The sequence below is a fragment of the Gelidibacter sp. genome (assembly GCF_035577925.1).
Classification (GTDB): domain Bacteria; phylum Bacteroidota; class Bacteroidia; order Flavobacteriales; family Flavobacteriaceae; genus Gelidibacter.
Genome location: NZ_DATJCY010000046.1, coordinates 1 through 13,327, shown reverse-complemented (window position 1 = coordinate 13,327; position 13,327 = coordinate 1). Strand labels below are relative to the sequence as shown.

16 protein-coding genes are annotated in these 13,327 nt (G+C 36.1%); 3 read left to right on the top strand and 13 right to left on the bottom strand.

Annotation, left to right across the window (positions count from 1 at the left end):
- Positions 1 to 158: 158 nt before the first annotated feature.
- The 5 genes from accC to VNJ50_RS01540 form a co-directional block, all read right to left on the bottom strand.
- The gene (gene accC, locus VNJ50_RS01560) at positions 159 to 1,598 is read right to left on the bottom strand and encodes an acetyl-CoA carboxylase biotin carboxylase subunit (RefSeq protein WP_325578399.1); all 1,440 of its coding nucleotides are present in this window, start codon (positions 1,596 to 1,598) and stop codon (positions 159 to 161) included.
- Between the two features lie 133 nt (positions 1,599 to 1,731).
- Positions 1,732 to 2,217 carry an acetyl-CoA carboxylase biotin carboxyl carrier protein subunit gene (locus VNJ50_RS01555; RefSeq protein ID WP_325578397.1) on the bottom strand — a complete coding sequence of 162 codons (486 nt, stop codon included), beginning with the start codon at positions 2,215 to 2,217 and terminating at the stop codon, positions 1,732 to 1,734.
- A gap of 53 nt (positions 2,218 to 2,270) precedes the next feature.
- Positions 2,271 to 2,966, bottom strand: a complete 696-nt coding sequence (locus VNJ50_RS01550; RefSeq protein ID WP_325578395.1) for a PrsW family intramembrane metalloprotease — start codon at positions 2,964 to 2,966, stop codon at positions 2,271 to 2,273.
- A gap of 5 nt (positions 2,967 to 2,971) precedes the next feature.
- Positions 2,972 to 3,535, bottom strand: a complete 564-nt coding sequence (locus VNJ50_RS01545) for an NUDIX hydrolase (protein ID WP_325578393.1) — start codon at positions 3,533 to 3,535, stop codon at positions 2,972 to 2,974.
- Between the two features lie 216 nt (positions 3,536 to 3,751).
- Positions 3,752 to 4,843 carry a M42 family metallopeptidase gene (locus tag VNJ50_RS01540; protein ID WP_325578391.1) on the bottom strand — a complete coding sequence of 364 codons (1,092 nt, stop codon included), beginning with the start codon at positions 4,841 to 4,843 and terminating at the stop codon, positions 3,752 to 3,754.
- A gap of 100 nt (positions 4,844 to 4,943) precedes the next feature.
- Between VNJ50_RS01540 and VNJ50_RS01535 the strand changes: the two genes are divergently transcribed.
- A complete protein-coding gene (locus VNJ50_RS01535; protein ID WP_414652854.1) occupies positions 4,944 to 5,633 on the top strand; it encodes a DUF4294 domain-containing protein in 690 nt (229 codons plus the stop codon).
- Positions 5,633 to 6,259 carry a PAQR family membrane homeostasis protein TrhA gene (gene trhA, locus VNJ50_RS01530; RefSeq protein ID WP_325578387.1) on the top strand — a complete coding sequence of 209 codons (627 nt, stop codon included), beginning with the start codon at positions 5,633 to 5,635 and terminating at the stop codon, positions 6,257 to 6,259. The genes VNJ50_RS01535 and trhA overlap by 1 nt, the downstream gene beginning before the upstream one ends.
- Before the next feature lie 12 nt (positions 6,260 to 6,271).
- Here trhA and VNJ50_RS01525 read toward each other — a convergent pair whose 3' ends face one another.
- From VNJ50_RS01525 to VNJ50_RS01510, 4 genes are all read right to left on the bottom strand, one after another.
- Entirely contained in the window at positions 6,272 to 7,087 is an 816-nt protein-coding gene (locus tag VNJ50_RS01525; protein ID WP_325578385.1) for an amidohydrolase family protein, read from the bottom strand.
- A gap of 183 nt (positions 7,088 to 7,270) precedes the next feature.
- Positions 7,271 to 7,699 (bottom strand): DUF4268 domain-containing protein, encoded by a 429-nt coding sequence (locus VNJ50_RS01520; RefSeq protein ID WP_325578383.1) that lies wholly within the window; start codon positions 7,697 to 7,699, stop codon positions 7,271 to 7,273.
- Between the two features lie 66 nt (positions 7,700 to 7,765).
- Entirely contained in the window at positions 7,766 to 8,446 is a 681-nt protein-coding gene (locus VNJ50_RS01515; RefSeq protein WP_325578381.1) for a ZIP family metal transporter, read from the bottom strand.
- A complete protein-coding gene (locus VNJ50_RS01510) occupies positions 8,443 to 9,174 on the bottom strand; it encodes a class I SAM-dependent methyltransferase (protein ID WP_325578379.1) in 732 nt (243 codons plus the stop codon). The genes VNJ50_RS01515 and VNJ50_RS01510 overlap by 4 nt, the downstream gene beginning before the upstream one ends.
- Before the next feature lie 57 nt (positions 9,175 to 9,231).
- Between VNJ50_RS01510 and VNJ50_RS01505 the strand changes: the two genes are divergently transcribed.
- On the top strand, positions 9,232 to 10,392 hold the full coding sequence (locus VNJ50_RS01505; protein WP_325578377.1) for a THUMP domain-containing class I SAM-dependent RNA methyltransferase: 1,161 nt from the start codon (positions 9,232 to 9,234) through the stop codon (positions 10,390 to 10,392).
- Between the two features lie 33 nt (positions 10,393 to 10,425).
- On the opposite strand, the gene VNJ50_RS01500 is transcribed toward VNJ50_RS01505, so the two are convergent.
- The 4 genes from VNJ50_RS01500 to rlmD all read right to left on the bottom strand — a co-directional run.
- Positions 10,426 to 10,950: a DinB family protein gene (locus VNJ50_RS01500; protein ID WP_325578376.1), complete on the bottom strand. Its 525-nt coding sequence runs from the start codon at positions 10,948 to 10,950 to the stop codon at positions 10,426 to 10,428.
- Positions 10,951 to 11,014: 64 nt separating this feature from the next.
- Positions 11,015 to 11,761, bottom strand: a complete 747-nt coding sequence (locus VNJ50_RS01495) for a DUF6048 family protein (protein WP_325578375.1) — start codon at positions 11,759 to 11,761, stop codon at positions 11,015 to 11,017.
- Entirely contained in the window at positions 11,733 to 12,269 is a 537-nt protein-coding gene (locus VNJ50_RS01490) for a DUF6452 family protein (RefSeq protein ID WP_325578374.1), read from the bottom strand. The genes VNJ50_RS01495 and VNJ50_RS01490 overlap by 29 nt, the downstream gene beginning before the upstream one ends.
- A 52-nt stretch (positions 12,270 to 12,321) precedes the next feature.
- On the bottom strand, positions 12,322 to 13,327 hold a 1,006-nt coding region (gene rlmD / locus VNJ50_RS01485), incomplete at its 5' end, for a 23S rRNA (uracil(1939)-C(5))-methyltransferase RlmD (protein ID WP_325578373.1).

The window sequence follows — 13,327 nt, the reverse complement described above, 5'->3', positions numbered from 1 at the left end:
ATATTGGTTTTATGGGTTTTACACTGATTTTCTTTGGATACAAATGGCACGAATTACACTAATTTTCAATTTCGGTTTCTCCAGATAACTCTGTAGTCGGTATCTATGTCATGAACTTTATTTGTTAGTTCGTTTCAACTTCAATTTCAACTTCAATTTCAATTGGGAATTCTCAATTTTTTCTGATCTTCCAAATAGCGTCTCACAGCAATCATCGCTGCCAATTGTGCTTCTTCTTTTTTGTGTTCATGAATGTTTTCGGCAGAAAAGTATTTTTTAACGAAATGCGTATCAAAATTTCCCGAACGGAAGGCTTCATGTTCACAAACAAAAGTTCCAAATGGCAATGTGGTTTCTATGCCTTCTATTTTATAATGGTTAATGGCATTCAGCATTTCTTGGATGGCTTCGGCTCGTGTTTCGCCATAGGTAATCAGTTTTGCAAGCATTGGATCGTAATAAATGGGAATATCCATGCCTTGTTCAAAACCATTATCTACCCGAACGTGTTTGCCTTGTGGTAATTGGTAAACTTCCAAATGTCCAACGCTAGGAAGGAAGTTGTTCAAAGGATCTTCGGCATAAACACGTAATTCCAAGGCATGTCCTTTAATTTTTAAGTCTTCTTGCTTTATTGGTAAAACTTCGCCACGAGCCACGCGTATCTGCAATTCCACCAAATCGGTATTGGTAATTAGTTCAGTGACCGGATGCTCCACTTGTAGGCGCGTGTTCATTTCTAGAAAGTAGAAATTATGGTGTTCGTCCAATAGGAATTCTACAGTTCCCGCACCAACATAATCACAAGCTTTGGCAACTTTTACCGCAGCTTCGCCCATTTTTTTTCTGGATTCTGGAGTTAAAACCGAAGATGGTGCTTCTTCAATAACTTTTTGATGCCGACGTTGAATGCTGCATTCCCTTTCAAAAAGATGAACGATATTGCCATGGGTATCTGCCATAATTTGGATTTCAATATGACGTGGCGAACCCACATATTTTTCAATAAACACAGAACCATCACCAAATGCAGATGTCGCTTCACTAATGGCACGTTTCATCTGTGATTCCAGTTCCGAAGCATTTTCTACAACACGCATGCCTTTTCCGCCGCCGCCCGCTGCCGCTTTAATTAAAATAGGAAAACCGATGGCATTTGTAATTTGTTTTGCTTTTTCAATATCGGTAATGGCTTCGTCAATGCCTGGAACCATTGGAATATCATACTGTTTAACCGCTTCTTTAGCAGCCAATTTATTGCCCATTATTTTTATAGCTTTCGATTTCGGACCTATAAAAATAAGGTTATTGGCTTCACAAGCTTCTGCAAAATCGGCATTTTCACTTAAAAAACCATAACCTGGATGAATGGCATCAACATTGAGGTTTTTAGCAACTTCTATGATTTTATCACCCAATAGATACGATTGGTTTGAAGGAGCTTCACCAATTAACACGGCTTCATCGGCAAATCTAACATGAGGTGATTTTCGATCGGCAGTAGAGTAGATGGCCACTGTTTTTATGCCCATGGTTTTTGCCGTTTTCATGATCCTGAGCGCTATTTCTCCACGATTTGCTACTAATATTTTTTTCATTGAAAACTTATTTTTAATTCCCGCGAGGGCGGAAATCTCTGTTCACCGCAAGTTCGCAAGTACATTTTTTAGGAAATCACGGTTTGAGTATTTTTGTTTTTTACTTTTTTATTGACTTTAAAGCTGTTTTGCCTTATTCAAATTCGATCAATAACTGATTTTTATCGACGGTATCGCCTTTTTTAACAACAATGGATTTGATGATGCCATCTCTTGGAGAGCTGATAATGTTTTCCATTTTCATTGCTTCAAGAATTAAAAGTGGATCATTTTCTTTCACAACATCCCCAGTTTTTATGCTAACGTCAAGAATTAATCCCGGCATTGGTGCCGATATTTTATCTGCTTTTTTAGCACTCCCAATCTCAAAGCCCAAAGCTCTTATCAATTCATCTAATTGGTTGTTTATGTTTATGTTATAAGTGTGGTTGTTAATCTTTACTTTATAATGTTTATTTTGAAAATCTTCTTCAATGACTTCGATTCTATATGATCGGTTATGGTGTAATAAGTGTTCATACGAAGTATTGGTTTTGATAATATCCATTTGCGAAACGTTTTCGCTATCGATATCAAAATCAAAATTATTATTGACGTTAACTTTAAAGACTTGGTTCATGAGCTATTGAATTAAGTTTGGAGACCACTAATTTAAGCATTCCTTATATACTTTTAAATTTGACGTTCACTTTGTTTCGGTCTGAAATATGAGATTTTTTGATGGCTTTTGATGGCTCGTCTTGAAAGGACGATGCCCACGAGTAAGGAAACGAAAGCACCGCTCCAAATGCCTGGGACAAAATCGATAAATAGGAAAAAGTCATAAGCACCATGAAAAAAGACCGCTAGAAAAAAACCAGTGAGGTTTAGAAGTATTCTGTTATCTGAAAACTTTGCTCTTCCCATAAAATAACCCATTAATATACCAAAAACTGCATGTGCCGGAACAGCAGTAAAGGCCCTGATTATTGCAACTTCCATTCCGCCATGAATCACATACATGATGTTTTCCGTCGTGGCAAAACCCATTGATACCATAACCGCATAAACGATGCCGTCAAAAGGTTCGTTATAGTCTTTTTGTGGCTGTGCATAATACCTAACAATAATATATTTGCTGAATTCTTCAGATAGGCCAACTACAAAAAAAGCCTTAATGAATTGTTCCAAAATGCTATCAGGTGTGTTTAATGGAAATGGAATTTCGATAATGACATAAAGTAAAGTGGTAATAAAAACGCTCACAAAAGCGCCGAGCAAGAAATTATATCCCAACAATCGCATCGGTTCTTTTTCATATTTATCTTTGAAATAAACATATAAGATAATGATGGAAACCGGAGCAATGGCTAGTAATAATAAGGTCATATCTTTTAAATTTGTTTGAATTTTTGCTCAATCGCATTTATAACTTCAAGATAATAGGGCGTATTACTTGCTATGAAATGACTATTGGTCTTACTTTTTTCTAAAAGCTCCCTAAACGCTGGAATACTTACAAATTTAACCTGTTGCACTTCTTGTTTGTCTAATAGGAAATCAGCTGGATTATAATCGATTCTTGCTATAAATGTATGATGAAATTCATTGTCAATAATTCCGTTTGGATAGCTTTGGAAACAGTTAAAAACTCCTATTTTTTCCAAATCAGATTCAGTAATATGGATTCCAATTTCTTCTCTGGTTTCTCTTAAAACCGCTTCAATAATTGATTCTCCGGCATCAACATGGCCTGCTACCGAAACGTCCCAAATGGATGGACAAATGGTTTTTGTCGCTGCACGCTGTGCCAGTAAAATTTCGGCATTTGGGTTGTAATACCATACATGTGCCGTATCGTGATAATGCCCTTGGCGATGGATTTCAGATTTCAAACAGCTTTTTCCAGTGGGTGTACCATCTGGATTTAGAATGTCGATATATTCTTCGTTAGCCATTTTTGTAATCACGGGTTATAAAATATTTGTGTTTTTTAAATTCATTCAAATAAAAATGTAACTCACTTATAATAAATTAAATATATTTGTTTTGTTAAATTATTGCTTTAAATAAATTATACATTTTAAAACATCAAATTATTAAACAACGGTGATAAACTAATCGATTATCACCGTGTTTAAAACGTAACTATTTTATGGAATAGCGAATTTTAATTATTTGTCAAAATAACTAAAAGTATCATTTTCCTTAATGTTCAATAAAGATTCATAAATGAGTCTGATAACATTTTCAACATCTTCTTTATGTACCATTTCAACGGTGGTGTGCATATAGCGTAACGGCAATGAAATTAGTGCACTTGCCACGCCCATGCCGCTGTAGGCAAAAGCATCGGTATCCGTGCCGGTCGCTCTGGAACATGCCGAACGTTGGAATGGAATTTTATTGGTTTCGGCGGTATCCGTAATCAAATCCCTGAGTTTTTGTTGAACAGCCGGTGCATAGGCAATTACAGGGCCTAATCCCAATTCCAAATGACCTTCTTTTTTCTTGTCGATCATTGGCGTAGTCGTATCATGCGTGACGTCGGTTACAATGGCCACATGAGGTTTGATGCGTTCTGCAATCATTTCGGCACCACGCAGACCAATTTCTTCTTGAACGGAATTGGTAATATACAAACCAAATGGAAGTGTTTTCTTATTTTCGTGTAGCAATCGCGCCACTTGTGCAATCATAAATCCACCAATACGATTATCGAGTGCCCGGCATACAAATTTATCGCCATTCAAAATATGGAACGTATCTGGATAGGTGATAACGCAGCCCACGTGAACACCCATTTTTTCAACTTCTTCCTTGTTTTTCGCACCGACATCAATGGTGATATTTTCTGGTTTAGGAGTTTCTTCCTTGGCTTTATCCCTTGTATGGATCGCAGGCCATCCAAAAACACCTTTGACGATGCCATTTTTTGTATGGATATTGACAATTTTACTTGGTGCAATCTGATGGTCGCTACCACCGTTTCTGATGACGTAAATTAGGCCGTTATCGGTGATGTAATTGACATACCACGAAATTTCATCGGCGTGGCCTTCAATAACTACTTTGTACTTTGCTTGTGGATTGATGACGCCTACAGCGGTTCCGTAAGTATCTGTGATAAACTCATCAACATATGGTTTAAGGTAATCCATCCATAATTGTTGTCCGGTCCATTCGTATCCGGTAGGTGATGCATTATTGAGATAGTTTTCTAAAAACTCTAAAGATTTTTTGTCTAAAATGTTGTTTTTTGCCATGGGTTAATATTTTTTATAAAATTAATAATATTAATAGGATTTTAAGGGTATTGGACCTGTAAATTCTTAATTTTGGTATGATTTTAGAGTTATGGCACCAATGAAATTGACGACCTACATTTTTGTTTTTTTTCCTTTTCTGTTGATGGCACAAATAAAGCCTGTTATTGAACCTAAAGAAAAGGATTCCACGGTCATAGAATATTATTATATTGATGGTGATTCCATCCCGGTATCCGTTATTGATTTGGATGCTGTTGTTGTGTTGGGTAAATTGGATTTTGCAAGTAAGGAAGATCGGGCACGTTACCTGATTTTAAGACGAAGAACCCTTAAGGTATATCCGTATGCGAAGCTTGCTGCTGAGCGTTTGGTTGAACTTAATAAACGTCTGGAAACCATAAAACGGAAAAGTGACCAACGTCGTTATACGAAAATTATTCAAAAATATATTGAAGAAGAATTTTCGGCCGAGTTGAAAAAACTTACCCGGTCGGAAGGTCAGATTCTTGTTAAATTGGTACATCGACAAACAGGTCAAACAACGTTTGAATTGATTAAGGAATTGCGGAGTGGCTGGCGCGCTTTCTGGTTTAATAATACCGCCAAGTTGTTTGATATATCGTTGAAGCAGGATTTTAATCCGTTGTTGAATAATGAGGATTATCTGATCGAAGATATTTTGGAACGTGCTTTTCAGAGTGGGTTATTGGAACGTCAAAAATCAGCATTCCCAATTGATTATTTAGATCTTAGAGCCAAATGGGCAGTTAAAAATGATAAAGAATAATGCGAATGCAATCTCCATTTGAAGAAAAACTTAACGCTTGGACACATGGCGTCGGTGCCATCCTTGGTGTTGTCGGATTGGCATTATTGATCAGTTATGGGGAGCATAAAACCGATTGGAGCTTGATGAGCGTTATTGTTTATGGGGTTTCTATCATCGTTCTTTTTTCAGCATCAACTATATATCATTCGGTTTCTGCCGAAAAACAAAAACATTATTTTCGGATTATCGATCATATCAGCATTTATCTTCTCATTGCCGGAACTTATACGCCAGTAACCCTTATTGCATTGCACAATAGTTTGGGCTGGCCTTTGTTTTGGACGGTTTGGGCAATTGCCGGATTTGGGCTGATTTTAAAATTATTTTTCACCGGAAAATTTGAAATTATTTCAACCTTATTATATTTAGTGATGGGCTGGTTGATTATTTTTGATTTTAACAATCTATCAGAATTGATTGGACCCAATGGCCTCATTCTGTTTGTTGCCGGTGGTGCTTTTTATACGCTTGGCATCATTTTTTATGCCGTGCATCGTATTCCGTATAATCATGTCATTTGGCATTTGTTTGTACTTGGCGGAGCCATTTGCCATTATTTGATGATTTTCTTTTATATATTATAAAAAGTTGATGTTTTAGGATTTTATTTGGCTCACATCGATTTTAAAAAGTTCGGCAGCATTTTTCCAGAAGATCATATCTTTCTTTTCATCTTCCAATTCCAATTGATCCATAAACTTTAAGTAAGATCTCATATTGCTTATAGGCCAATCGGTGCCATAAAGTAAGTATTTGGGATCGCCGGCATAGGTAATCATTTCTTCGATTTCTTTTTTCATATAACGTTCAAATTTATCTGAGAAATCGCCCAAAACAAGTCCGGAAATATCAGCATGGACATTTTTGTTTTTATAAACCACTTCCATGCAATCCCTAATCCAAGGATTTCCAACATGGCAGATCACAATTTTTAAATCAGGATAATCCACGGCCAAATCGTCAATATGAATAGGATGCGAATATTTGATTTTACCGTTTGGCGAATAGGTGTCACCAGAATGAAACATGACAGGAACATCAAACTCTATGGCCATTTCGTACATGACCTTAAAGCGGATGTCATTTGGATAAAACGGTTCATAACCTGGATAGAACTTTAAACCTTTGATGAGGCCATCGTCAAGAAATTCACTAAGTTCCCTCAAATCTTTATAATCGTAATTTAGATAACTTACACCAGCTACAACGCCCAAATTGTTTCGATTGCTTATAGCTTCCACAACTTTTTTGGTGCTGGGACGGTGCTCATTGACTTTGTAGGAAGATAATACCAACGAGTAATCCACATTATTATCGTGCATGGTTTGCATCAATAAATCGAGACTGTCATTTAGTGAAACTACACGATCTTCATGGTAATTGTTAATATGCGTATGGACGTCAATAATCATGGTATTTAAATTTTAGTGGAAGTTAACAATAACGGTGAAATTTGAGAGAAAGACAAATGGCAATGGTTGATTGGCGATTGACGAATGCTGATTGATGAATGACTGCCAATCGAAAATAAAAAATATGAATAGCGAATAATGAATGTTGAAGTTCGGATTAATGATTATTGAATATCAACTATTTCAAGCTTCAATAAAATCTTTGTAATCTTCAAAAAACTCTTCAAAAAGTGGCATTTTTTCATTGAAAAACTCCATAACATCCTGCCATGTGTTTTTATTGTGAATGGATACTTTTTTTTCTAACGGAAGATAAATTCTTGAGATTTCTTTGCCATTTTCTAAAAAGTAAGCTTCTTCAAAAATGACTTCTGGCAAAAAATCATCTGTTAATATGGTTTTTAAAGATTGTAATTTGTCCCAATATTTAATACGGTATTCGAGGTCGTCTTCAATATCTAAGGCAATCAATGCGTGTTTGGTGTCAAAATGGAACTTAAAACTAAAACCTTTCAATTTGGTATCATAAAGGATCCATTTTCGAGGAAAGGATTTTCCAAAACTGATCCAAAAATCTTCTCTTAATTTTCTTGATTCTTCTTTACTGAACATAATATTTCTCGCATAAGCGAAATTTTTAAAATTATATAGAACGCTAAAAACTACATTTTTTACCCTCTAAATAAGATAGGCTACTAAAATCCCTAAAGCAATAACGATAAGTTTTGAAAGATTAAATCTGTGGTTTTCATTGCTTTCAAACAAAATAACGGTCGAAATATGAAAAAAGATGCCAATAACAATGGCATTTATAAAAAATAGGTAATTGCCAACAAACGGAACCGTGTTTGAAACCAATGTGCCCATCGGGGTCATTAGTGCAAACGTAATCAAAAATGCAATAATTTGATTTTTAGTGAATTGCGATTGCATTAGATAGGTAGTTATTAAGGCTGCAATCGGGATTTTATGAATCAATACGCCATATACCATATCGTTGTGCTGGTGTATGGGAAATCCTTCCAAAAAACTGTGGATGCACAAACTGATGAACAACACCCAAGGAAAATCGGTATTGTGTTTATGCTCGTGGATATGGACGTGTCCATGCTCTGCACCTTTAGAAAAAAACTCCAATAAAATCTGGAATAAAATTCCCAACATAATAAAGAGTCCTGTTTGCTTGGCTTCCAGGTGTTGATAAACTTCCGGCAAAAGATCAAATAAGGTCAATGCCAATAAAAACGCACCACTGAAGGACAAAAGCAGCTTGGTGTATTTGGGCTTCTTGTTTTTGAAAATTATAACAAGTAAAACCCCAGCAACCACGGCTAAGAATGGGAGTAGATACTGCATCATTTAAAAATCATGATTAGACGTTCGGAAGTATTTTTGTTAAATTTCTGTAATTTGTAATTGCCAAAAACATCTAACAAATAGACGCCGGCAGCATCAAAAAGTTCTTCAAAATCGGCTAAAGTTTTTGCTTTAACACGTTCTTGAAATTGGTAATCCTTTCCATTGTTCGTGAAACTGATATCTTTGATAATATGGTCATCTTCGACATATCTTTTTTGATGGAAATCTATTCCAGAAACCGTTTTCACATCTTCAGGGACCAGATTTTCAATAACATAATTAACATTCATAAAATCGATGACCCCAAAACCAGATTCATTTAAGTCATCTCTAATGGCTTTTATGGTATTGAGATTGTCTTCAGATTTATCAAAATAACCAAAACTTGTAAATAGATTAAATACGGCATCAAATTTTTCATTAAAAGGGAAACTCATGTCATGTACTTTAAAATGAAGGGATTCATTTTCAAACTGTTTGGCATAAGCAATGCTGTTTTCAGAAAGGTCGGCACCAGTCACGTCATAACCCAATGAGTTGAGATATATGGAATGGCGTCCTTTTCCACAGGCTAAATCTAGGATTTTGCCATGTTCGGGCAAATTTAAATACTGAGTCAAATTATCCATAAATTGGCGCGCCTCAGCGTAATCTCTATCCTTGTATAAAATGTGGTAATATGGGGTGTCAAACCATGAGGCATACCACTCAATTTCGTCTTTTATCATTATAAATTCGCTTGACTGCAAAAATACTTTATTTTTGCATTCTATATCACGAGAACAATGGATAATAATTTTAATATGGTTGCCAAAACCTTATTTGGCTTTGAAGATTTACTGGTGCATGAGTTGATCCAATTGGGTGCGCAAGACGTTAAACCCGGAGTGCGAAACGTAAGTTTTGTAGGCGATAAAGGTTTTATGTACAAAGCAAATTTGGCATTGAGGACCGCAATTAAAATTTTAAAACCCATCCACAGTTTTAGGATTAACAATGAAAAGGATTTGTACGACCAAATCTATAAAATGGATTGGAGTCAATATCTAAAGCCATCTGGAACGTTGGCAGTTGATGCGACCGTTCATTCGCATTTGTTTAAACATTCCTTATTTATTGCTCAAAAAACTAAAGATGCCATTGTTGATAAATTTAGAGATACTGTTGGCGAAAGGCCTAATGTTGATTTGAAGTTTCCCGACCTGAAAATCAATATACATATTGATCGAAATACATGTAATGTGTCCTTAGACACTTCTGGAGATTCACTTCATAAACGCGGTTATAAAACAGCTACCAATATTGCGCCTATCAACGAAGTGCTTGCGGCTGGATTGATTATGTTATCCGGTTGGGATGGTCAATGTGATTTTATGGATCCGATGTGCGGTAGTGGAACAATTTTGGCAGAAGCTGCGATGATAGCCTGTAATATTCCGCCTAACTTGATGCGAAAAGAATTTGCTTTTGAGCGCTGGCAAGATTGGGACGTGGATTTATTTGAAAAAATAGAAGAATCCCTTTTGAATAAAACCAGAGATTTTCACTATCGTATAATTGGTTATGACAAATCACCGAGTGCTGTTGCCAAAGCTAAAGAAAACATAAATAATGCACAGTTGCAAGATTTTGTCGAAATACGCCACGAAGACTTTTTTAAGACCCAAAAAGCGGGTGACAAGAAATTGCACATGGTATTCAATCCGCCGTATGGTGAACGATTGGATATTGAAATGGAATCGTTTTATAAAAATATTGGCGATACGCTAAAGCAAAATTATCCCGGAACCGATGCGTGGTTTATCACTTCCAACCTTGATGCGCTCAAACATGTGGGGCTGAGACCTTCACGGAAAATCCATTTGGTAAATGCCAAATTGGAGGCCCGATTGGTGAAATACGTCATGTATGAAGGCAGTAAAAAAGGAAAACACATGACTAATTAATAGGGAATTGGAGTTTTTTAGAAAATCCGTATTTCAATAACTTTCTTGAAGTTGTTTGAAATGATATTCGGCATGAAAGGCACACCACATCAACATTTCGCGTATTAATATTTTTCCCATAATGGGATGTGGCAAAACTAGTGTATCCAAGTTTTTATCAGAAATTCGACGGGTTTTGTACTGTAATTTCTTGCTTTCAACCTGCAATCGTGTCAAAATATAGCGTTTATCCTGAATTTTAGGAACATTTAGTTTTTTACGAGATTTGGTTGTGGTTTTTTTGTAATTTTCCAGTTTTTCAAGATAATCGCTAACGATGGCATCGTATTCGCGTGGTTCTCTATTGGCAGTTCCCAAAGTGTATTTAAACATAAATCGAGGCATGCTAAGTACATCATTTAAGGGTTTGATACTTTTTAATAGATGTAACGCTTGTTGACCTTCCGTCCATTTGTTTTTTGGGCCGGACATCCATTTTTCATCATCTTGATGTTCCAGCCAATCAAGAAGTACATGGTATTTTTCTTCTAATAAATCGGCTATTTCGTCTCTGTGCATACCTTATGATTTGTATGCAAAAGTTAAGTATTTTTCTTAATAAGTGGATATTAAATTTGAGGAATTAATCTTCGACGGCTATTTTTTTATTTTTCTTAAAAATAGGTATCAAATAGGAGATATTATAACCAAATCCAAAACCAAATCGCCCACTATCAAACGTTCTGTTAAAACCAGGGATGTATAAATTTTCAAAATTGGCAGGTTGATCTTCGGTAATGATGATTTTTAGCTGCGTATTAATGCCAATAAAGAGATTGGTGAGCACTTCGGCTTTAATTCCGATGACCATTTCTGCCCAAACCGCTGACAGACCTTTGAATTGTTGTGCCTCTGTAGAAGTGAATGGCGTGTCATAATATTGATTGGTGGTATAAACGGTAAAGCTGTTCAGATTTTGGCTAAAAGTGCTAAAACCAACTCTGAATCCGGTGTAGATGAGATTTTCCATATCAAGCCAGTTTCTATAGAGATTATAGTCAATTCCGGCTTTAAAATAACTCCCGTCGGCAGTGACATCCAAATAATCATTTTTGGTGGTGCGTTCTTCAATTCCCAATTCACCAGCTAAATATAGTTTTTGTGTGAGGCGATAATCGCCTGAAATTTCAAAACCTTTATAGTCATCGTCAACAAACGAACGTACTAATTTTCCAACATCGCCACCCAATCGAAGACCATATTTTTGTTTGACGACAATGGTGTCATTTGGGTTGTTTTCTTGAATTTCAAGGTTTTCCTGAGCTAATGATGTGAGCGGCAACATCATCAAAAGCATCAGATTAATGATAAATATTGATATGTGCTGCATTTTCATCGTTTACGGTGGTATTAATAACTTCGAAATCTATAATCCAGTTGTCGTCGTCGGTTTCGCGGGTTGTGATAAGGTCGTTAAACACACTTTTATAACCGCATGCTCTTGAAACGTAAATAAGTTCAGGGGTGTAAACCACTTCTATAATGTCAACATTTGCAACCGTTGTAGGATTTTCATCTGTAAGGTAATCGGTATCTTTTGTGAGCACAAATCGGGTGGTGTTCAGATTATCCATGGCCTCAATTTTTAAAGGCAACATAATCTTATCGATAGTTCGATCATGAATTATATAATTAGGATGATTTTCCGTATGAACACTTAAATGTCGCACTGTCTTAGTTTCGTTTCTGGCATTAACATTATAAAAATGAATGACCAAATGTGGTGTGGTCGGCGTTTCTGAAGAACAAATGTCATCGCGTTCACAGCCCCAGAGACTTGTTAAAATGAGCAGTGGAAGTATGATTTTTAATGCTCTATGGGTTTTTATATGTTTCAAGTGTGTGTTATTTCTTGTTTGAAATGGATAATGTTTTAGCAATCAAATTTCGCTATATTTTCTCTAAAAGTACAACATTTTCCACGTGATGTGTTTGTGGGAACATATCTACCGGTTGCACTTTGACTACTTTATAATAGGCTTTCATAAGTTCTAAATCCCTAGCTTGGGTAGCACTGTTGCAACTTACGTACACTACGCGTTTAGGGGCAATGTTAAGAATTTGTTGTACCACATCTTTATGCATGCCATCACGAGGTGGATCGGTAATGATCACATCGGGGTGGCCATGTTGTTTGATGAAGTCGTCATTAAATACGTTTTTCATATCGCCAACATAAAACTCAACGTTATTAATGCCATTTAATTGTGCGTTTTCTTTTGCTGCATTAATCGCATCAGGAACGGCTTCAACACCAATAACTTTTTTGGCGTTTTTAGCGACAAATTGCGCAATGGTTCCGGTGCCGGTATATAAATCGTAAACCAATTCTTCACCTTTAAGATTAGCAAAATTGCGTGTTATTTTATAAAGTTCATAAGCCTGTTCCGAATTGGTTTGGTAAAAAGATTTAGCGTTAATTTTAAACTTCAAACCTTCCATTTCTTCAAAGATATGATCGTTGCCTTTATAGCAAATCACGTCTTGGTCGTAAATGGTGTCGTTGGCTTTACTGTTGATGACATATTGTAAGGAGGTAATTTCCGGAAATTTGTCACTGATATGGTTCAATAGCAATTCTCTGTTTTTTATATCTTCCTTAAAAAACTGCAAAAGTACCATGATGTCACCTGTTGACGAGGTACGAATCATTAAGGTTCTTATAAAACCGGTTTGGTTGCGTACATTAAAAAACTCCAATCCGTTATTTACCGAAAATGCTTTGATCTCATTTCTAATGGCATTGGATGGATCGGCTTGCAGCCAACATTTTTCGATATCCAATATTTTGTCCCACATACCCGGAATATGGAATCCTAAAGCATTTTTGTCGCCCAAATCAACATCCGAGCGGATCTCTTCAAAGGTTAGCCATCGGCTATCACTAAAAGAATAT

Excerpts from the sequence above, each read along its gene's own strand:
- VNJ50_RS01545 (WP_325578393.1), bottom strand. The coding sequence starts at position 3,535 with ATGGCTAACGAAGAATATATCGACATTCTAAATCCAGATGGTACACCC.
- VNJ50_RS01500 (WP_325578376.1), bottom strand. The coding sequence starts at position 10,950 with ATGCACAGAGACGAAATAGCCGATTTATTAGAAGAAAAATACCATGTA.
- VNJ50_RS01535 (WP_414652854.1), top strand. The coding sequence starts at position 4,944 with ATGAAATTGACGACCTACATTTTTGTTTTTTTTCCTTTTCTGTTGATG.
- trhA (WP_325578387.1), top strand. The coding sequence starts at position 5,633 with ATGCGAATGCAATCTCCATTTGAAGAAAAACTTAACGCTTGGACACAT.
- VNJ50_RS01505 (WP_325578377.1), top strand. The coding sequence starts at position 9,232 with ATGGATAATAATTTTAATATGGTTGCCAAAACCTTATTTGGCTTTGAA.
- VNJ50_RS01495 (WP_325578375.1), bottom strand. The coding sequence starts at position 11,761 with ATGCAGCACATATCAATATTTATCATTAATCTGATGCTTTTGATGATG.
- VNJ50_RS01510 (WP_325578379.1), bottom strand. The coding sequence starts at position 9,174 with ATGATAAAAGACGAAATTGAGTGGTATGCCTCATGGTTTGACACCCCA.
- VNJ50_RS01555 (WP_325578397.1), bottom strand. The coding sequence starts at position 2,217 with ATGAACCAAGTCTTTAAAGTTAACGTCAATAATAATTTTGATTTTGAT.
- VNJ50_RS01520 (WP_325578383.1), bottom strand. The coding sequence starts at position 7,699 with ATGTTCAGTAAAGAAGAATCAAGAAAATTAAGAGAAGATTTTTGGATC.
- VNJ50_RS01515 (WP_325578381.1), bottom strand. The coding sequence starts at position 8,446 with ATGATGCAGTATCTACTCCCATTCTTAGCCGTGGTTGCTGGGGTTTTA.
- VNJ50_RS01550 (WP_325578395.1), bottom strand. The coding sequence starts at position 2,966 with ATGACCTTATTATTACTAGCCATTGCTCCGGTTTCCATCATTATCTTA.
- VNJ50_RS01540 (WP_325578391.1), bottom strand. The coding sequence starts at position 4,843 with ATGGCAAAAAACAACATTTTAGACAAAAAATCTTTAGAGTTTTTAGAA.
- VNJ50_RS01525 (WP_325578385.1), bottom strand. The coding sequence starts at position 7,087 with ATGATTATTGACGTCCATACGCATATTAACAATTACCATGAAGATCGT.
- accC (WP_325578399.1), bottom strand. The coding sequence starts at position 1,598 with ATGAAAAAAATATTAGTAGCAAATCGTGGAGAAATAGCGCTCAGGATC.